The 20,128-nt window shown below is 69.5% G+C and carries 13 protein-coding genes and 1 tRNA gene; 4 read left to right on the forward strand and 10 right to left on the reverse strand.

The genetic code is table 11. The annotated features are described in order from the left end of the window. The first annotated feature begins 203 nt into the window (after positions 1 to 203). Positions 204 to 1,451, forward strand: a complete 1,248-nt coding sequence (locus tag WMF42_RS12030; RefSeq protein WP_061605798.1) for an aspartate kinase — start codon at positions 204 to 206, stop codon at positions 1,449 to 1,451. Positions 1,452 to 1,596: 145 nt separating this feature from the next. Further along, positions 1,597 to 2,709: a hypothetical protein gene (locus WMF42_RS12035; RefSeq protein ID WP_155798005.1), complete on the forward strand. Its 1,113-nt coding sequence runs from the start codon at positions 1,597 to 1,599 to the stop codon at positions 2,707 to 2,709. Positions 2,710 to 2,788: 79 nt separating this feature from the next. Here WMF42_RS12035 and WMF42_RS12040 read toward each other — a convergent pair whose 3' ends face one another. The 7 genes from WMF42_RS12040 to WMF42_RS12070 form a co-directional block, all read right to left on the reverse strand. Next, positions 2,789 to 4,246: an SBBP repeat-containing protein gene (locus WMF42_RS12040; protein ID WP_437691966.1), complete on the reverse strand. Its 1,458-nt coding sequence runs from the start codon at positions 4,244 to 4,246 to the stop codon at positions 2,789 to 2,791. 272 nt (positions 4,247 to 4,518) lie between these two features. Next, positions 4,519 to 4,911 (reverse strand): DUF4150 domain-containing protein, encoded by a 393-nt coding sequence (locus WMF42_RS12045; protein WP_061605788.1) that lies wholly within the window; start codon positions 4,909 to 4,911, stop codon positions 4,519 to 4,521. A 30-nt stretch (positions 4,912 to 4,941) separates the two neighbouring features. Further along, the gene (locus WMF42_RS12050; RefSeq protein ID WP_437691967.1) at positions 4,942 to 5,607 is read right to left on the reverse strand and encodes a DUF3540 domain-containing protein; all 666 of its coding nucleotides are present in this window, start codon (positions 5,605 to 5,607) and stop codon (positions 4,942 to 4,944) included. A gap of 15 nt (positions 5,608 to 5,622) precedes the next feature. Then, positions 5,623 to 6,687, reverse strand: a complete 1,065-nt coding sequence (locus WMF42_RS12055) for a pentapeptide repeat-containing protein (protein WP_437691968.1) — start codon at positions 6,685 to 6,687, stop codon at positions 5,623 to 5,625. After that, the gene (locus tag WMF42_RS12060; protein WP_437691969.1) at positions 6,674 to 9,340 is read right to left on the reverse strand and encodes a DUF2169 family type VI secretion system accessory protein; all 2,667 of its coding nucleotides are present in this window, start codon (positions 9,338 to 9,340) and stop codon (positions 6,674 to 6,676) included. The genes WMF42_RS12055 and WMF42_RS12060 overlap by 14 nt, the downstream gene beginning before the upstream one ends. Before the next feature lie 182 nt (positions 9,341 to 9,522). Further along, positions 9,523 to 11,121, reverse strand: coding sequence for a TROVE domain-containing protein (locus WMF42_RS12065; RefSeq protein ID WP_061605799.1), 1,599 nt, complete (start codon positions 11,119 to 11,121; stop codon positions 9,523 to 9,525). Positions 11,122 to 11,254: 133 nt separating this feature from the next. Then, positions 11,255 to 11,388 (reverse strand) — tRNA-Arg (locus tag WMF42_RS12070). A 779-nt stretch (positions 11,389 to 12,167) separates the two neighbouring features. Between WMF42_RS12070 and WMF42_RS12075 the strand changes: the two genes are divergently transcribed. Beyond that, positions 12,168 to 13,268: a hypothetical protein gene (locus WMF42_RS12075; RefSeq protein WP_437691970.1), complete on the forward strand. Its 1,101-nt coding sequence runs from the start codon at positions 12,168 to 12,170 to the stop codon at positions 13,266 to 13,268. Between the two features lie 156 nt (positions 13,269 to 13,424). Here the strand turns inward: WMF42_RS12075 and WMF42_RS12080 are convergent, their stop codons facing one another. After that, complete coding sequence (locus WMF42_RS12080; RefSeq protein ID WP_437691971.1) at positions 13,425 to 15,668, reverse strand: type VI secretion system Vgr family protein; 2,244 nt, start codon at positions 15,666 to 15,668, stop codon at positions 13,425 to 13,427. 40 nt (positions 15,669 to 15,708) lie between these two features. Then, positions 15,709 to 16,689: a hypothetical protein gene (locus WMF42_RS12085; protein WP_437691972.1), complete on the reverse strand. Its 981-nt coding sequence runs from the start codon at positions 16,687 to 16,689 to the stop codon at positions 15,709 to 15,711. A 465-nt stretch (positions 16,690 to 17,154) separates the two neighbouring features. Between WMF42_RS12085 and WMF42_RS12090 the strand changes: the two genes are divergently transcribed. Then, positions 17,155 to 17,883, forward strand: coding sequence for a hypothetical protein (locus tag WMF42_RS12090; RefSeq protein ID WP_437691973.1), 729 nt, complete (start codon positions 17,155 to 17,157; stop codon positions 17,881 to 17,883). Positions 17,884 to 17,986: 103 nt separating this feature from the next. On the opposite strand, the gene WMF42_RS12095 is transcribed toward WMF42_RS12090, so the two are convergent. Then, positions 17,987 to 20,074, reverse strand: a complete 2,088-nt coding sequence (locus WMF42_RS12095) for a S9 family peptidase (RefSeq protein ID WP_437691974.1) — start codon at positions 20,072 to 20,074, stop codon at positions 17,987 to 17,989. Positions 20,075 to 20,128: the final 54 nt, after the last annotated feature.

Consider the following 20,128-nt stretch of genomic DNA (forward strand, 5'->3'; position numbering starts at 1 on the left):
CGCCGACCCGAAGCGGCGGGGTCGGGGGGTTTATTCCCGGTGATCGGGCCTTCACCGGGCGTGGAATGTTCGGGCTATCCCGGGCTCGACCCGGGAGGAGGGGGGACGGCTCTTCCGCTACATGCTGTGTTCGTCTGTCCGCGGTGATGTCGAAAATCCTCTTGACCCGGGCGTCCACGTTGGACTAGTTGGCCACACCTCGCGTGAGCCTTATCGTCCAGAAGTTCGGCGGCACGTCCGTCGGGTCCATCGAGCGCATCCAGCGGGCGGCCGCGCGTGCGCTTGAAACACAGCGGGCCGGTCATGACGTCGTGGTCATCGTGAGCGCGATGGCCGGCGAGACGAACCGGCTGCTCAAGCTGGCGTCGGACATCGCGCCCGTGCCTGACGCGCGGGAGATGGACGCGCTGGCGGCGACCGGAGAGCAGGTCTCGGCGGCGCTGATGGCCATCGCGATCCAGGCGCAGGGCGGCAAGGCGCGGAGCTTCCTTGGCCACCAGCTCAAGATCCTGACGGACAGCGCCTATACCAAGGCGCGGATCAAGGCGATCGACGCGCAGCGGCTGCACGAGGCGCTCTCCGGCGGGAAGATCGCGGTCGTCGCTGGTTTCCAGGGCGTGGACGACGCCGGCAACATCACGACCCTCGGGCGCGGCGGCAGCGACACGAGCGCGGTCGCGATCGCGGCGGCCGTCGGCGCCGAGTGCGAGATCTACACGGACGTCGACGGCGTCTACACGACGGACCCGAACATCTGCAAGACGGCGCGGAAGATCGAGCGGATCAGCTACGAAGAGATGCTGGAGCTCGCGTCGCTGGGCGCGAAGGTCCTTCAGATACGGAGCGTGGAGGTTGCGATGAAGTATGGTGTCCCGGTGCACGTGCGGTCGTCGTTCTCGGACGTGCCGGGCACGTGGGTCGTCGGCGAGGACAAGTCGCTTGAGAGCGTGACGGTGACGGGCGTCGCCCTGGACCGGAACGAGGCGCGGGTGATGCTGGTCGGCGTCAACGACAAGCCGGGCGTCGTCGCGCAGATCTTCGGCGCGCTGGCCGAGGAGAACATCAGCGTCGACATGATCATCCAGAACGCGCCGAGCTACGGCCAGGAGGCGCGCGGCGCGTCCGGCGAGGTGAAGGCGGACGTGACCTTCACGGTCGGCAAGGCGGACCTGCCGCGCGCGAAGGTCGTGATGGAGAAGGTCGCCGGCGGCGTGGGCGCGGTGGGCATCCGGTACGAGGAGGACATCGTGAAGGTGTCGATCGTCGGCCTCGGGATGCGCACGCACGCGGGCGTGGCGGCGCGGATGTTCCAGCTCCTCGCGGCGGAGGCGATCAACATCCAGGCGATCTCCACGAGCGAGATCAAGATCTCGTGCCTTGTCTCGACGAAGTACGCTGAGCTCGCCGTGCGCGCGTTGCACGATGGCTTCGGGCTCGGCGGCAAAGCGTAACGAAACCTGTGCTACCGTCGTAATGCGCTCGCTGTGAGCGGCCACCGACACTGTCGGGAAGGCTGCTCGCAGCGCGTTGCGTTATGGCGTCGCGATCGCTCCTGAGGAGCGCCCGGCGTCGCTTCGGGTCGTCGTGGAGGTTCGCATGCGTAGCAGGGAAGTTGGGCTGCTGGGGCTGGGCGCGCTCTGCGCCGTGGCGGTTTTCCTCGGCGCTGGCGGCTGCCAGCCCGAGGGGAACACAAGGCCGCCGGGGTGGTCCGGACGGCCGGGAGGGACCATCGGCGAGGGCGGCAGCGGGGCCGAGACGGCGAGCTCGGGCGACGGCGGCCGCGAGGGCGAGGGCGCGGCGGGGACGGCGGCGACGGGGAGCGCTGGTGGGGACGGGGTGGGGACGGGGGATCCGCCGGTGGCGCGGGTGGCGACGATCGAGGAGATCACCACGGGGGTGGTAGGGGAGGGGGTTGACGTCGAGGCCAAGGGCGTCGTGGCGATGAGCCGGAAGTGGCTCGTGTCGAAGAGCAAGAGCAGTGGTTCATGCCTCTGGGGTGTGTTTCTCTCTGCTCCTGGCATTCCCGTGACCGAGGCAAACTCGGGCATTCTCGCCCTCAGTTACGGCACTCGCGGTGTGACGGACGACCAAGGCAACGTTACTTGCCCGAATATCGAGCAAGCGTCTGCGGGCGATGCGTTCCCCGATGACGTCAAGCCCGGCGATGTCCTCGATGTGACCGGAAGGACGTCCTATTACAGTCCGGCGGATTGCGACGAACAGCCGCCGGAAGCGAATCCAACTCGAGTCAAGCAGCGTCAACTGGCCAGCGTGACCAAGGTGAAGCTCGTCGGCTCGGCGCCGATCCCGGAACCCCACGTGTTCTCCGGTGAGGACATCGCTAAGCTTGCCGCCCCGTCAGATCCAGATGGAGAGAAATTCCACGATGCATGGGGCGGGGTGAAGGTGCGTGTAGCCGGTCCCCTCAGCCCGACACTCCAGGGCGAGATGCAAACCGTCGTAGGCGCATATGGAAACATCGTGCTTGCCGGGAGCGGGCTTCGGGTGGGAGATAAGTTCTACTACGTGCAGGGATCCATGGATGCCTGCCATGGAGCGCCTGACTACCCCAGCACTGACGTCGAGTGGGCTCGAATCGACGGCTTCAGCACGCTTGACTACTGTACCTGGAGTCTGCAGCCCTTGAACAAATGTGCGGATTTCGATCCTGCGGGGAAGGACTGCACGGACGGATTGCTCTGCGAATAGAGTCCTCGTTCATCACTGACGACGGCGAGACCCCGCGACGACAGCGAGACCGGTCGAGGTGCGCGCGATCGACGGCGCTTCAACGTCCGAACCTGGCGAGCAGGACGTCACTGCCACCGCTAGAGTACAGTGTGCCTGCGCCGACATCGATGCCGCCCTCGATATCGCTCCCTAAGATGGTCTCTCCGGAGGGCAGCATCGCGACCGCCTTCGAAGTCTGATTCCTGTCGTCGCCGAAGAGCTTGCTCCAGACGTGCGCTCCGTCTGGGGCTAGCTTGATCAGGGGCAAGTCGACGCCGCCGGCTGCGACCAGGGGGCTTCCGCCGTAGTCGACATCTCCCTCAGCCCTCCCGGTGACAGCAATGGTGCCGTCGGCTGCAACCGCCAGCTCGATGGCAGTTTCGTCGCCGGAGCCTCCGAGAGATCTGTTCCATAGGCAAGATAGCTGGTTGTCCAGTTTTGCGACGAGTATATCGGTCATGCCAGCTGACGAGGTGCTATGGATGCCTACCGCTGTCCTGCCGTCGTGATTTGCCAATACGATGACGTTGTCGTCCTTGTCTGCTGCAATGTCGACGCTTAACTGTGTCCCAGGGCCACGAATGGTCTGCTGTGCCTTGAATTTCCCGTCGTTGTCGAGCTTGACAATGAACCCGTCGAGATCGTCCCTGAGCTCTAAGATGGGACCGCCGAATTCTACTGGGCGAGCTTCCTCGCTGCTGGCCAGAGACCCCGTGATGTAGACGTTGTTCATTCGGTCTAGGGCGATGTCTCCGGCGAGACGTTTCCCCTCAGAGTCCGAGCCGACAAAGAATTTGCACCAGGTGCGCTGTCCGTCGGTATTGTACTTGCATAACCAGAGCCCCTCCCCGGGGATGTGGCAGACGGACCTGCAAGTGTCACGCCCATAGATAAACACGTTACCAAGTGTGTCGGTCGCAGCTCCGGCTATCTCTACGAATTCTTGAGATACAGCCTCAGATATAGCCCATGATAGGGTGCCGGACGGGGTCCATTTGGCTACATAGGCAGAGAAGATACTGCGATCGTCGCCGGTGAGCGTTGTGTCTTCAATTTGCAGTTGAGACTGAAAGTCCCCGGCTAAAATCACGTTGTTCTCTGAGTCGACTGTTAGGCTGGCCGTGCTCGCGTACGCTCCGCCGAACTTTCTGCTCCATATGGGGGTGCCGTCTGCTGCGAATTTTGCCAGGTAGAGCGCGCGAGCTTCCGCTGTCAAGGGGGCTGACTCGGGAATGGCCAGTGTTCCACTGAAGGTGCCTGTGACGAGAATGTTGCCATCGCTGTCGAGCGCGATGTCGCTTACGGTTTGATTGCTGGCGTCTCCGAGGATTTTTGACCAGATCACGCAGTCGTGCGTGTCACAGTTTTCGTCTGCCGGGTTTGTGCATGTTTCGGCTTCTGGCGTTTTCTGACCGTTGCAGCTGCCATAGGCGGTACCTTCGTCGTTGCACATCTTTTGGCCAGCCTTGCAGATGCCGGTGTTCACAGTATCGTCAGGGCCCTCGTAACAGCTCACGGCTCTGCGAGGCTCGCAAGCTGCGCCTCCGCCTTCGCCTCCGGTACCAGTGCTGGTTCCGGGTCCGGTTCCCCCGGACTCCGATGGTGCATCCTTGAATTCGTCCAACCCCAGGACCAGTCCGCAGCCCGCTCCTGTCCCTGCTGACGCAACGAGGAGAAGCCGGGAACAGCGCCGAAGCCATCGATCTCGCATGACCAACACCCCTATAATACGACCTAGATCTGGGCCACGGTGCGCCGCGATCCCGTTACGTGCTGTACCCGCCCCCCTCACGGCGCCAGCATCAGCACCTTCACCTGGCTCGGCGAGACGCGCATCCCCGGGCAGTTCGTGCTGTTCTGGAGCGACATGCTCGTCAGCCTGCTCGCCGGCATCCCGCGGATCAGCACCGTGAAGGCCCCGGTCAGGTGGCGGCTCGGCCCCATGACCGTGCCCGACGCGACCCCCATCGCGACGCCGGCGTTGTCGCCGTTCGTCAGCGGGATCGTCGTGGCCAGGTTGTGCGCCGGCGCGCCCATGAAGAGCACGTTGTACACCGCGGGCACGCCCATCGGCCCGGCGGCGATGTTCGGGTAGGGCACGGGCACCGGCGCGGGCGAGGGCGTCAAGCACACGTCCGGAAGCCCCACGTCGACGCCCATCATCTGCGAATTGGCAAACATCGCTCCTGCTCCTCTACTCCCCTGTTCAGCTCAGCCGAGGTGGATCTGCGCGCCGTCGAGCTTGACCAGCTCCTCGGCCGTCACGAGCGTGTTCTCGCCGCGCAGGCTCATGTTCTTCTTCGCCACGTAGTCGACGCGCTCCGCGCGGAGCTGCTCGATCTCCTCGACGAAGCGGTACGCCCGCTTCACCCGCTGGACCACCCGCTCGACCGAGGCGTCGAACGCCGTCGCCTTCACCTTCGCCCTCTCGATCTCGGCCTGCACCGCCGTCCCGAGGTACGACAGGCTCTCCACGAAGACGCTGCCGAGGCGCGCGTTGACCTTCAGCTCCCCGGCCACCACCCCGACCTCCTTGCCGGACGCGAAGGTCACGCCCTCGGCGGCGCCGACAACGAACCGCCCGCTGGGCAGCTTCACGTGCAGATCCCCCTCGAGCACCACGCTGACGTCGCGCCCCTGGCGCTCCAGCACGGCGAGGATGTAAGCGCCGCGCGCGGGCAGCACCGCGACGAGCACCACGTCGTCCGTCTCGGGCTCGACCATGCAGCTCACGGCGCGGCGCGCCTCGAGCTCGGCAGCGCCGGAGGCCACGACGAACGCGCCGCCCGCCGCGCGCACAACGCGGCCGACCTCCTGGTAGGCGGCCTCGGGCTCGATCTGCCTCGCAACCTTCCTCGCAACGTTGTTTCGCATCATGCCTCCCGCGCCGGCTCAGCCGGCCTTGCCTCGGAGCCTGTCCTGCCACGTCTCCGCCTCGGCGAGCCGCTCGTCATCGCCCAGCGCGAGCGCGCGGCTCGTGAAGACGGCGCGCTCGTCCCGCGTCCGGTGAAAGCGCGCCCGGAAGAGCGTGGCGCCCGTGAAATCCGCCCCCCGGACGTCCGCGTGCGAGAAGTCGGCGTACGTGAGCTCTGCGCCAGGGAACCGGGCGCGCTCGCAGCGCGCGCGATGCCAGATGCTCTGATCGAGCGTCGCCCTCGACAGGTCGGCGCCCGCGAGCTCGGCGTCGACGAAGATCGCCTGTCGGAGCAGCGCGCCGCGCAGGCTCGCGTCCGTCAGGTTGGCCTCGACGAAGATCGCGTTCGCCGCCCTGGCCTCGTCGAGCCGAGCGCCGGTGAGGTTCGCGCCCTTGAAGCCGCACTGCGTGAGGTTCGCGCCGGCCAGGTTCGCCCCGGTGAGATCCGCCTCGGTGAACTGGCTCAGCGTGAAGTCGAGCCCCGAGAGGTCCATCCCCGCGAACCGTCCGCCGATGAAGACGACGCTCCGGCAGCGCGCCCCGGCCAGCGCGACCGTCGTCATGTCCGCCTTGATCAGGTGCGTGAACTCCAGCCGAGCGCCCGAGAGATCGAGGTGCGCCACGTCCGCGTCGACGAGCACCGTGCGATCCAGGTTCGCACGCGCGAGCCTCGCGCCTGTAAGGCGAGCGTTCGCGAACGCGGCGATGATCAGATCCGCCTCCGAGAGATCGGCGCACGACAGGTCGGACTCGGCGACCTGCGCCGCCGCCCAGGTGCTGCGAGCCAGCTTCGCGCGGGCGAGCACGCACCGGTGCATCGCCACGTGGTGCAGGTTGGCGCCGGTCAGATCAGCCTCGGTGAAGTCGCACGCGGTGAGGATCGACTCCTTGAACGAGGCGCCCGCGAGCCGGGCCCCCTTGAAGCTCACCTGCTCGAAGAGCCCGCCGGAGAGGTCGGCTCCGCCGAGGTCCTCCCCGTCGAGGCAGGCGCCGGCGATCGTCTCGCCGCCCTGGATCATCGCGATGAGCTCAGCCCTGTCCACGCGACCTCCGCGGCACGAACCGCACCTCGTCCATGTTCGCCTCGTCGAAGCGCGTCCGCTCGTCGCCGAACACCTTCGCTAGATCGGCGCGGAACAGGTTCGCCCGGGTGAAATCGGCGCCCATGAGCCTCGCCTTCTGGAGGACGCCCAGCATCAGATCGGCGCAGGTCAGATCGGCGTCCGACAGATCGGCGCGGATGAACCGCGCCTCCCTCGCCGCGATCCACGCCATCCGGGCGCCGCGCAGGTCGCAGTCGCTGAGATCGCTGCCGTTCATGCGCGCCTCGGTGAAGTCGGCGCCGGAGAGGCTCGCCCCCCGGAGGTTCGCGCCGCTCAGCGTGGCGCCGCGGAAGTCCGCGCCGTCGAACGCGCACTCCTTGACCATGCGCAGGTTCTCCGCGTGCGCGCCTCGGAACACGGCGCCTCGACCCTCCGAGGAGAAGAAGGCTGTCGAGATCAGCCGGGCGCCCGAGAGATCGACGCCCGCGAGCTTGCACTCGATGAAGGTGGACCTGGAGAGATCCGCGCCCGCGAGCCTCGACCCGGCGAAGTCGACCCGGAGCAGCGTCAGCAGCTGCGCCAGGGCGTCGGAGAGGTCGTTGTCGCGCAGCGTGGCCTCGGAGAGATCCGCCAGGGTGAGCTCCGCGCCGCGAAACGACGCTCCCGTGAGATCCGCCTGGTAGAGCGCCGCGCCGGACAGGTCCGCGCCGGAGAGATCGGCGCCCCTGAGCTTCGCCAGACCCAGGTTCGCCTCTTCGAGCTTCGCGCCCCGGAGCGCGGCGCGGCAGAGGTCGGCGTGGGCGAGGACGGCCCGCTCGAGGTTGGCCTCCTGGAGGTCGGCGCCCGCGAGGCTCGCGCCCTCAAGCAGCGCGCCGGTGAGGATCGCGCCGCGGAGATCGAGGCCGGAGAGATCCGCGCCGGTCAGGTCGCGCCCGGCGAGCGAGCGCCCCGCGCGGTGGGCCTCGATCACCTCGTCGCGCAGGCGTCGCGCGGCCTCGCCGGCGAGCCTGCCGGCCGCGGGGCCGAAGTGCGCGGTGTGCCGGTACCCCTCCAGCACCTGCGCCTCCATCTGCGCGAGCCGCTGATCCAGCGCCGGATCCGCGAGCGTCGCCTCGAGCTCGGCGTTCGGGTAACCGGCGTTCGCGAGCAGCGTCGCGAGGTCTTCGAGCCGCTCGCGTTCGGCCTTCGCCGAGAACTTCGGCGGACCGGCGGCCTGCTTCATCGCCTCTTCCTGGAGCGCGTCGTGGTCCATCCCGGCCGCAGCGTACGCCGCGCGCGCCTCGGCTTCGGCCCTGGCCCGGCGGTCCTCCGCCTCGGCCCGCTCTCGCTCCGCGCGCGCCTCCAGCGCCTCGACGAAAGGCCCCAGATCCTCGATGTCGGGGAGGGCTTCCTCGACGGCGGGCTCGTCGGCCTGATCGAGGCCGAACTGCGCCGGGTCGAGCCCGAGCTCCACGACCGTCGCGCGCGCCTGCCGGCGGTTCGCCTCCGCCCTGCGCCGCGCGCCGCCCTGCATGTTCTTCCGGAGGAGATCGTCGCTCGCCAGGAGCCGCTCGACATCGGACACGTCGCGCGGCGGCCGCGCTCCCGAGGGGAGCAGCGGCAGGAGATCGCTCTCGCGCAGCGCGGCCAGGTGCCCTGCTTTCGGGTCGAGGCGCCGCGCCAGCACGTCGCGGTAGTGCTCCACCGGCCTGGGCTCGCCGAGCGCCTCTGCGCCGATCACGATGTGCAGCACGTCGGCTGCGTCGTCCTCGTCGACGAGCGCGATGCCCCGGAAGAGGAGGACCCCACGCTCGGCGTGCGGAAAGAGGTGCACTGTCTCGAGGCGCATCGGCACCTCGCTGAAGCTCTCCCCGTCTCCGTCCTTCCGGTTGATGAACGCGCGCGCCGCGATCCCCGGCAACGCCGCCTCGATCACGGGCCTCTCCGGGTGCATGTTCTCCAGCACCATCGGCTCGTCGCCGCGGAAGAACCCCTGGATCTGTTGATCTTCGGGAGCAGCGTTGAACATGCCGAGATCCGTGTCCTCGGCGAAGCCCGGGAACCGTTCCTTGAGCCATTTGTGGTCGTAGGTGCCCATCCTGGCGAAGCGCTGCGGCCACATGATGTCGATGGGCCCGAAGCCCGCCGGCGCAGGCTGATCGGTCGGCGACGTGATCAGCGCCCCCGGCAGCTCGATGTTCGGGAGCGGGTGGAGCTCTCCCGCGTTGGTCTCCACCGGCTGGGCGCCCTTGCCGACGGGGTTCATCGCGAACCCCGGCCCGCCGAAGGCGCGCTCCCAGACGATCGGCATCTCGGTGAACGGCTCGGGCTCGGTGGGCACGCCGCGCCGCCAGGTCCGGTCGCCGATGGCGTAGAGCGTCTTGTCCACCGCGCCGAGCCGCGCCCGCACAGCGCACGCCGGCGCCCGCCCCCCGCGAGGGCAAGCCCGCCCGGAGATCAGGAGCTCTCCCCTGGGCTTGGGCATTCCCATGTCGAGCACGGCGTCCTTGCCGAGCTCGGCCGCGACGAACTTCCAGAGATCGATCTCCGAGAGGAGGGCTGCCGGCGGACCCAGCGAGAAGAAGGCGAAGATCGTGACCGATAGATAGCAGTCGCTGCCGTCCTCGAAGGCCCGGTGGAGGAGGCCGAGCTTCTGGGGTTTGATCGTCTTCATGGGCAGGGGTGGCGCGCCGCCGGAGAGCTGGCCCACGGCCCCGGCGTGGATGGGTTGCGAGGCCGCTGGGCTGGCTGTGGATCGTTGTCGCTGCGGGCCACGCCGCGGCGCCACTGTCATCGAGCCGCTCGCGTCCGTCAATGCGGCGGCCAGGAATCCGGCGGGATTTCTGGGGCGCTCCGCTACTCCTGTGCCATGGCCGCGGCGAAGCGCAGGAGCCCCTCGCCCCAGCCGCCGAGGATGTACGTGCGATCGTAGAACTCGGGCATGAGCGTGTCCTTGTATCCGGCGACCTGCACCAGGAACACCCGCACGTCGCTGTGCACGCGCGCGCGGTACCTCGCGACGAGCTTTGCCACGTCGATGTACTGCTCGTTCCAGGCGAACTCCGCGTAGTCCTTCGGGCGCGAGCCGTAGAGGCCGCCGTGTCCTGCCTGCATGTCGCTCAGCACGAACACAGCGTCCCATCGCTGCCGCTCGCGGATGGCGCGATCCCAGAACAGCCACACGCCGTTCTCGGTCGCCGTGCCGATCGTGCGGGCGATCTGCTCCGCCCGGTCGACAGCCGAGAACACGCTCTCCTTCCGGCGCACGGCGAAGGTCTCCAGCCGGTCGCCGAACACGCCGAGGTGCCCCTCCTCTGCGCGCATCCCGGCCACGACCCCGGTGAGGTTCGCGATCGTGGAGACGCGCATGGTCCCGAGGCTGCTCGTCGTCGTGCTCTGCGCGGAGCCGCTGTTGTCACAGAGCACCATCACCCGGCCAGGGAAGTGCGGCACCTGGCCGAGGGAGCGGTGCAGGCACTGCTCCACGGCGTCCAGCACGGCGCCCGGCGCGCGGTCCTTCACCGCGCAGTAGGCGCTGTAGTACCGGAAGGGGAGCTGCTTGCCCTCCGCCGCCGTCGCGACGAGCTTCGGCAGGAACACGTCGTGGGGCACGCCCGCGTCCAGCAGGTTGCGCAGGTTGCGCAGCAGGGCCATGTGGCCCATGACCGGCAGCGCCTTGCGCCACGCGCAGCGGTTCGAGCCGCGCGACGAGACGATCGCCTCCCAGGTACGGCCGGTCGCGCGGAGCGCGCCCTTCGCGAGGCGGTCCACGCTCGGGCTCTTCGGGTGCACGAGGTTCACGACGTCCACTGTCTTGCTCCCCTTGCCCTCGAGCCGGTACTTCGCGAGGGCGTGATCGTCGAAGCGCTCGAGCGCGTCGCGGAGCGCGCGCTTCAGCGCGTTGGGCACCGGCTTGCCGAACCGGTAGAGCTGGTACGCGAGCGCGACCGCCGGCTCGTCCGCGCGCTGGAGGACGCGCGGCGCATAGCGGCGCACGAGGCCCGTCCCGCGCACGGACGCTGTGTTCGCCGCGCGCACCAGGATGACCTGGGGCGTCGTGCGCAGGTGCTCCTCCTCGCGCAGCCGCGCGGCCTCGGCGAGCGTCGCCTCCGGATCGGCCGCGAGCGCGTCGTCGATGGCCTTCTCGATCAGCGCCGCCGGCGAGAGCGCGCGCCACTCGGCCGGGTCGACGGCGCCGAGCGTCTCGCGCAGGCGCTTCACGTCGGCGTCGGAGAGCCGCGCGCGATCGGCGGGGTGCTTCCTCTTCGCCTTCGCCGGGCGCGGGTCCGCCGCGTCGCGGTGGTAGTACATCGGCTCGCCGAAGAAGCACGACGAGGCCGCGAGGCGGAGGCGCTTCAGCGGATCGGCGATGTCGTAGGAGCGCCCGCCCATCCAGTTCATGTGCGACGCGCTGTCGTGCTTGGCCTTGCGCTTGAGCTGCTGAAAGAACGCCATGATGACACCTCCTTCCTCGACGCACGCGCGGCGAGGGGTCGAGAAGAAGGGCGCAGCGCGGAGGATGGTGGTCACGGGGGTTGTCGTATCGGAACGAAGGAACCGTGACGCTCACTGCCGCGCTGCGCCCTTGTGCCAGAGGCGGGACTCGAACCCGCGACCTCGTCCTGAGAAGGGAAGTAACCCCGGAGCTCACTGCCGGCGCTCATCGCGCCGGAGAACACCGTCCGGAGTTGTATTCGCGCTCTACCGCTGAGCTACTCTGGCGTGGACGCTGAGGGGTATTGCAGGGAGGATGCCAGGCGGTCTCGGGCGGGGTTTTCCGGGGGAAGCCGTGGGGGACGAGCGCGGGGGCGGGGTAGTCCTATCCTGCGGGATAAATCATTAGACGTGGAGATAGCTCAGGGGCGCGTCGCCGCGGGCGTGCGGGCGGGCTGCAGCGGGCCGAGCTGTCGCCGGCTGGCTGGCGGCGCGCGATGGGGCCCTGGGGCGGGCGGGCCGGGCACACGGTCGGGGACGAGGGCGGCGCGGCACCGGCCGGGTGGCGCGAAGGGGGCCGGGAGGTGGCGACAGTGGCGGGCGCTCGTGACGAGCGTGCGCGGAGGTCGGGACCTATCGGATCGCATGATTTCGACGAATTGGAGAGGTCGCGACCAAACGCGCCGTATGATTTCGACGGATCGGAGAGGTCGCGACAGTGGCGGGCGCTCGTGACGAGCGCGCACTGAGGTCGCGACCGAGCGCGCCGCATGGTTTCGACGGAACGGACAGGTCACGACCGAGCGCGTCACATGATTTCGACGGATCGGAGAGGTCGCGACCAAACTCGCCGCATGATTTCGACGGACCGGGTTGGTCGGGACGTGGGCGGGGCTGTGAAGCGAGGGCGCGGGTTGGTCGCGATGCCCCCGGCGACCGCGGAGCGAGGCGGAGGTCGGGAGCGCCGTGGTCCAGCATGCCGTGTGCGCCGCCGGGCCGGGTTGCGGGCTGCCGCATCGTGTACAGTCGCGCAACGCGCTCGAGCGCGCCGTCGACCCAGGGACAGGATGAGCACAGCGACCGTCGAGTTTGCCGGCATCGAGCTCCTCAGCCCGTGCCCCCACTGCAGCGCGCCGATGGCGATCAACACGTTAACGGACCGGTGCCGGTGCTCGAGCTGCCTCATGGAGTCGGCGCTGCCGCCGTCGGTCTGGGACGAGGCGCTGCGCGGCGTCGAGAAGGACGTTGTGCAGTTCGCGCCCGGGTACCTGCGGCACGGCCCGGCGTGGGGCGAGGGCGGCCCGCCGCCGGGGCCGCACGTCGAGTGGCAGCGCGGGCGCGACGCGCCGCCGTGCCCGCGCTGCCAGCGGCCGATGCGCCTCGCGCCGCAGGGGGGCTGCGTCTGCGCCGCGTGCGGGGCGGGGCGCGCGATCCTGCCCAAGCCGCAGTGGCTGCCGCAGGACAGCCCGGTGATCGGGTTCGTGAGCGACGAGTCGGCCGTGGCCGAGGAGCGCCCGCGCGAGCCCGTGCACGTTGCGTGTACCCAGTGCGGCGGGCCGCTCGTGGCGGACGGGTCGAGCCGGATCGTGCCGTGCGGCTACTGCTCGGCGCGGGTGGCGTTGCCGGACGCGGTCTGGGCCGCGCTCCACCCGCCGCGAATCAAGAAGCGGTGGTGGCTCGCTGTGCATGTCGCCGCCGACCCGCGGCGGGGCCCGGTCAATGCCCAAAGCTTCACCGAACCAGCCTGGATGTTCGCCGCCGCTGCGGGACTATTGTTGCTTCCGGTCTATGTTACCGCTGCTATTGCGGCAACACGGATGCAGCGAGATCCAGAGTTTTGGAGTGACTGCAGTGCCGTCGCCATCTTCGGGATGCCCGTCGTGGCATGGCTCTGGGGTCGCTGGCGTCGCTGGCGCATCTGCCGCCCCGAGCACGAGGTGGTCGGTCGGATCTACGGCGGCCTGAGCGATTCGCCCCGCGTCCAGGTGCTGCTTACGCCACCAGGTCAGCCTACGGTGATATTGGCGCAGGTGACCCTTAAATCCTCTGCCGAGCGCAGGAGGCGGCTGGTTGAGCTAGGGGGCGAAAATGGCAAGGTACGCGCTTGGATGATACCAGGAAAGCCGGAAATGTCGCACGTCGAACTCATGCCATCTGTGCTTGAGTGACACCTCCGGGGATTGCTACACCCGCCCGCCGATGACTCGGAGGGGCCCCGGCTTCGTCGGGAAGTTGCCGCTGCTTACCGTGTGCGGAAGCCGCTGCCCCATGGCTTCGGTCGTAACGCGCAGACTCTTGTGCGTGGCACCGGATGCCCGGCATCGTCATACGAACGAGACGAGGCCGGCGATCACGGAACTCATGCCGAACTGCCTGATGCTGCTCACGTTCTTGCAGAGATCAGTTGGTGTGTTCTGCATTCTGTAGGCTGCTCTGTCGATCTTCAGAACGCACTGGTCATTCTTGACCTGCCCGAAATTGGTGCTGAAGCCGAAGACCTTGCTTTCGAATATGACGGCTTTCTTCTCGGTTCCAATGACCGATACCTTGCGCATCGTCCGGTCGTCCCAGGCCGCGTAGAACGTTTCCAGTCGACCTTTCGTGTCCGTATGGCTCCCGGTATTGATGACCTTGAACTGCGGCGTCTCGATGACGAAGCTCGGCGCCTTGATGGTGCCGCTCCCGCTGAGCTCCCACGTGAGCCCCTTCGTCTGCCAGTTGAGCGCGCCCACCTTCCAGCCGACGTCGCCGCCCTCCAGCTTCATCGTCCCGAACTTGTCCTCGTGCAGCCCCTCGACCTTCGTCTCGAGGCTCTTGAAGTCCTCGTCCACCGCGCCCGCCTTCGTGTGCTTCTTGCCAGCCATCTCGGTGTCCTGGCTGGCGTAGCGCTCGGTCACGTCCTTCGCTGTCGTCTTCTGCGGCCCGCCGACGGTCGTCGTCAGGGACGTGTCGTAGTCCTCCTGGACAGCGCCCTCGACATGGTCCTCCCGCTGGCCCTCGACGTGGACCTTCTGGTCGCCGCCGACCTCCACGGTCTGGGTCGCGCCGACCGTGACGAGGTTGTCGCGGTGCGCGTGGAGCTCGAGCAGCTCCTCGCCCTTCTTGTCCTCCATCATGATCTGGTTGAACCCGTCGCCCCCGGGCGACGTCTTGCTCTTCCAGATCGATCGCGTCTTCTCGGCCGGCAGCTTGAGCGGCGCGACGCTCCACGCGTTGTGCAGGCGGCCGACGACGACCGGCTCGTCCGGGTCGCCGTCGAGGTAGGCGATGATGACCTCCTCGTTCACGCGCGGCAGCATCACCATGCCGTAGTCGAGCCCCGCCCAGCCCTGCGAGACGCGGACGAAGCGGGTCGGGTTGCCCTCGTGGAGGTCGCGCCGATCCCACCGGAACTCGACCTTGACGCGGCCGTGCTCGTCGACGTCGATCTCGTCAACGCCGGCCTCGTTGCCGACCACGAAGGCGGTCTGCGTGCCGAAGATGCGCGGCTTGGGCCGGCGCGCAGGGCGCCAGGGATCCTCCGCTGGCACGCAGACGAGGACGTGCCGCCGCACCGGGCGCCCGTCGGCCCCCTCCGTCACCGTGCAGCGCGACCGGATCACGAGGAGCTGGCCGTTCACGTCGGCGCGCGGGTGCTTCTCGACAGTGAAGCGGCCGCCGGCGCCGAGCGCGAAGCTCGTGTGGCACTCGAACGTGCGCCTCTCCGACCGGGCCTCTTCCAGGTACCGCCTGGCCAGCGCCTCGCCGTGCTTCTCGGAGGCGGCGGTGAACTTGTTCGTCGCGAACTCGTACCGTTCGAGCGTCGCCTCGCGGACAAAGGCCCTCTGCGAGGTCTCGGCGCGCTGCTCGAGCACGTACTCCGGCTTCCTGAAGTCATAGTCCCGCACCGTCACCATCGACGTCTCGATCGACGAGGTGATCGCGATGAACGAGACCGTCGGCTCCGGCGCGCTCATGCCGGCCCCCACCGGCGGCACGAACGGCACCCGCGGCGCGCCGTCGTCGGTGAAGGCCGTGTCCTCGGTGAGCACCCAATCGCTGCTCCCGGACCCATGGTCGAAGTAGGAGATGAGGCCCTCTTCCGAGAGCGCCCGGAACATGAAATCGAAATCGGTCTCCCCGTACTGGACGCGGTACTCGCGCGCCTGTCGATCCGGAGACGCGATGAGCGCGCTCGGCGCCGGGATCCGGCCGCCGTACACCCCCACCACGACCTTGCAGACGTCGTCCGCCGTGAGGCCCTGGAAGATGCGGTGATCCGCGCCCCGCGTCGTGAGCCAGAGCGGGGGCACCACGACGAGCTCGTACCGGGACACGCCGGTGGGCTCCGCCGAGAGCTGCCGCACCCGACGCACGACGCCGCGCACCTTCTTGAGGAAGGGCTCTCCCTTGAGCTCGACGACGATCTCCTCGCCCACGACGCCGGAGAGGTCGACCTCCGGATCGGTGGTCGTCACGTCGAGCGTCAGCTCGAAGAGCTCGTTGAGCGCGTCCCTGTAATCGATCTGGTGGACCTCGAAGCCGGTGACTCCGGATCCGGGGAACGTCAGGCTGACGTCGATGGCCATGGTCGGGTCTCCTCGGGGTTCGCGCCGCCGGGCGCGGCGTTCATCGGGGCTCGTGCGGGCGCTTCCCGACGGCGGAGCAGCGAGCTCGATGCTGCCAGTAAAGCGCCTGCCAGCGCCGGTGCGCCGCCTGGTCGCGCGCGAGCTGGTCGCGCCAGAAGCGGTCGACGGCGAGGCGCACGTCGGGCTGGCCGAGGCCGTACAGGCCGAAGAGGGCCTCGGCGTCACCGGGAGCGACGGCGAGCTCGGCGCACAGGGACGCGTACTGCTCCAGCGAGAGCGCCGGGGCCGAAGGCGGGCTCGAGGGCGCGACAGGCGCGGCGGGAGCGCTGGAAGAGAACGGCAACACGGCCGCCGCGGGCGCTCCGGAGGTCGGGTGCGTGCCGGTCAGGCTGGTGAAGCCGCGCATGCCTCGGGGCACCACGGCCGTCTCAGCGGCGGAGGTCGCGGGAGCCGGCGGGGCAGGGGGGCCGAACGGCAGCACGGGCGCGGTGGACGCGGCGTCGGAGGCGGGCTGGGTGCCACGGAGCTGCCTGAATCCCCGCATGCCCGGCGGAACCGGCGAGGCCGGCTCCGTCGGCCTCGGCGCCGGGCGAAGCGCCTCCGGTTGCGCGGTGGAGGCCGAGGCGTCTCGCGCCGTGAACGGGAGCGCCGGGCCGCTCGGCGCGTCCGACGCGCCCACGGTCCCGCGCAGCGTGAAGTGCCTCATCCCCTCGGGCACCAGGGACATCGACGAGGCGCCGGACACCGGCGCTTCGCGCGCAGCGAGCTCGGTGCCCGAGACGACAGGCGCGGCGCGCAGGTAGCTCGGCACTGCCGGCGCGCGGCCCGGGGCAGGCTCGCCGAGCGAGCGCGGCGCCTCGCCCGGATCGAGCGGCGCCGATGGCTCCTGGCGCGCCGCGCCGCCCACCTCGATGGCGGCGCGCGCCCCCGCTGCTGCCTCTGGGGGCAGCGCGTTCGATCGGGGTCGCAGCGCGCTGGGCGACGGGATCATCAGCAGGCGCTTGAGCTGTTTCGTGATCATCGCTGTCGGCCGTGCCGCTGCTCCCGCGCTCTCCAGGCGACTGCCCTCATCAACGCCAGCGACAATTATCATGGCGCTGGCGTCTTGACGCAAGAACGCACGGCACCAGCGGGCGCAGCGCCACGCGCCGGGCCGCGCTGCGAAGCTCCAGACCACCGGCGCGGCACCATGCTGCCGCCTCCACGCAGCTGCTGCGTCGCAGGGGGTTCCGCTCGTGCTGGACGCAGCGACAGGGGTCGTTCTCTGCCTGGGGCTGTGGGCATCGGCCTCAACCCGAGAGCTCGAAGCGCTTCGTCTCGCCATGGCGCGCAGAATTCCCTCCCTCCGCTCGCGCGCGTCGGGTAGAGAGCACCGGCTGTGGCCGCTTGCTGCTCATGCCCACCCGCACCTGGCGGCGTGGCTCGCCGGGGGGTCGTGGCGGTCTCCGGCAGGCCCTGAACGCGCCCGCGCCGTGGAGTTGCTCCGATGTCCCATCCCACCATCTACCAGCGCGATATCCCGGAATATGGACGCTTCACCGCGTCGCAGATCCAGCAACTCGTCGTGCCGGTCGACGCGGGCTTCAGGCAGGCCCTGCGCGCCATCACGGCGCGCCTCGACGCCGCGACCGAGGCCCTGCGCGAGGCGAAGCTGAAGGCGATCGCCGCTGCCGTCGCCCCGCCAGCGCCGCGCGCCTCGAAGAAGGGCCAGGTCGATCCGGTCGCGGCGGCCCGCGACCTGATGCGCCGCCTCGTCGAGCACGCCGCGTCGCGGCCCCGCGGGGTCGCGCTGGCCCGCAGCCTCCTCCAGGGCCAGACGCTCGCCACGGTGCTCCGTCGCCGCCCCGCGGCGCTCGCCGCGGCGCTGAAGCGCGCGCTCGAGGTGGTCGAGCAGAACAAGCGTCGGTTGCCGGATCACGAGGCGTGGGCGGCGGAGCTCCAGCGCTGCCGCGAGGCCCTCGAGCCGCTCCTCCGGAGCGTGCGCAAGCGACGCCTCGCCCGCCGCGCCATCACGCCCGAGGTGAAGGCCGCGCGCGACGCGTGGCTGAACGTTTACGGCGCCGCGAAGCTCCTCGTGGAGAGCGTGCTCCGGCTCCACGGCAAGGCGTCCCTGATGCCCGAGATCTTCGACGACCTCGCGGATGCGACCCGCGTTGCCAGCAGGTCGACCCCTCCGGCGCCGCGCTCACCCGCCGACGCGCCCGCGCCCTCCTGACTGCCGCTCTCCGCCGCCGACACGCCCCTTCGCACCCCTCTCCCCTCCGCAGGCCCGAGGGGAGGGGGCTCGTCGCGCGGCGCGGGGAGGGCGATGCCTGAGCCTACCGCCCCCCGAGGTGCGTCCTGAAGAACCGCACGAGGTGCCCGTACTGGAGCACCTGGTTGTCCCGCTTCTGCGCGCCGTGCCCCTCGTCGGGGAACAGGATGAGCTCCGACGGGATCTTCCTTGCCTCCAGCGCCCGCTGGATCTGCACCGACTCGCCGGCAGGCACCCGCGGATCCGTCACACCCTGCACGATCAGCAAAGGCGCCTTCACCTGGTCCAGGTACGTGATCGGCGACAGCTTGATCAACGCCTCCCGGTCCTTCTCGGGATCACCGTACTCCGAGATCCGGAGGATGCGCCGATAAGGGGCCGTGTTCTGGAGGAACGTGACCAGGTTGCTCATGCCGACGACAGCCGCCCCCGCGTCGTAGGCCCCGGCGAACATCGTCATGCCGATCAGCGCGGAATAGCCGCCGTAGCTCCCGCCGAAGATGCCGACCCTGGGCGGCCGGCCCTCGTGGCCGAACGTCGCCCGGACGAACTTCGCCGCGTCCTCGATGTCCGTGATGACGTCGAGCCGCTTCGCGCCGTCGTCGGCGTGCAGCCACGTCTTGCCGTAACCGTCGCTCCCGCGGACGTTCGGCTCGACGAACACGAACCCCGCGTCGACGAAGATCTGCGCCCGCGCGCTGAACCCCGCCCTGACCTGGCTCTCCGGGCCGCCGTGAAAATGCACGATGACCGGACACGGCCGCTCGCACCGCGCGGGGCGGCGAACGAACATCGGGATCTGCGCCCCGTCGCGCGCCGGATAGGACTCCAGCGTGGCCGCCGCGAACGCGTCCGGCGCGGCCTCGGGCATGCTCGGGGCGAGCCACTGGGTCAGCTTGCCGGTCGTCCAGTCGAGGACATAGCCCGTCGCAGGCGACCTCGATGTCTCCAGGAGCAGCATCGTGTACCGGCCGTTCCGCGTCGTCGCGACCGGCACCACATGATCGGCCGCCGGGAGCGCCGGCAGCTTGACCTCGCGGTGCGTCCTCGCGTCGAGCGCGCGCAGCCGCGTGTAGCCCCGCTCGTTCACCGTGTAGAGGATCCGCGTCTTCGCCCGATCGATGGAGAAGGCGCTGACGTCGAACGGGATCTCCGGCGTGATCGGCGTGAGCTTCCCCGCCTTCCAGCTGTAGAGACGGCGGTACTCCCCGAGCCGCGGCGTGAGGACGATGACCTCGCCGGGCGCCGCGCCGTACATGGCCCTGTAGTCCTCGCGCTCGCCCTGCCCGAACAGCGGCGTCAGCGTCCCGGCCGCCGGATCGGGCTTCGCGGCGCCCTTCGCGCCGGGCGCCCACTCGTAGAGCTCGCTCATGTTGGAGCCCACGTCCTTCGCCAGCAGCAGGCGGCCGTCGCCCGTGGCGTCGACGGCGCGCCAGATGCCCTCGCGATCGAACACGAGAGCTCGCTGCTTCGACGCGATGTCATACAGGTAGATGGCATACGCGTCCTTCTTGACGTCGTTGGCTCGATAGTAGACGTGCCGCCCGTCGTCGGAGACGAGCTGGAGCTGCGTCTGCACGCCGGGCTTGTGCTGGATGGCGAGGAGCGGGCCGCCCTTCGCGTCCTGGAGGTAGAGCCCGGGGTTCTCCTCGCCCTTGCGATCGCGCGACAGGACGAGGTGCGCGCCGTCCGGCGTGACGTCCGCCACCACCGTCGGATCCTCGCCGCCCGTGAGCTGCAGCGGGAAACGCAGCGGCCCGTCGAGCCGGAAGACCTGCCTCGTCCCCGTGATCGTCCAGGTGAAGTAGAGCGCCTTGCCGTCCGGCCCGAGGACGCCGCCGGCGGGGGCGCGCACGTCGAGCAACCCCTGGATCTGGCGCGACACATCGTCCGGGAGCGGAGGCGGCGCATAACGCGCGAGGATCTCGGGAGAGACGCTGGTCGCGCCGTGCCCCTCGTAGCCCGGCCTGTCCGGCGCTGGCGCAGGCCGCGGCGCCTCGGCCGGAGCTGCCGGCGCCTGCCGCGAGGGCGCGGCTGGCGGGGGCGTGGACGGCGTCGAGGCCGACGGGACAGGCGCGCACGCGGCGGAGAGGGCGAGGAGGGAGAGCAGCGCGCCGCCACGGCGCCGCCGCGGCTGGGAGGAAGACGACATGTGGGACATTTCGCCGGAGCGGCCGCGCCCCGGCAAGGTCAAAGGCCGCGCGGC

Source organism: Sorangium sp. So ce176 (assembly GCF_051519835.1).
GTDB lineage: Bacteria > Myxococcota_A > Polyangia > Polyangiales > Polyangiaceae > Sorangium > Sorangium cellulosum_G.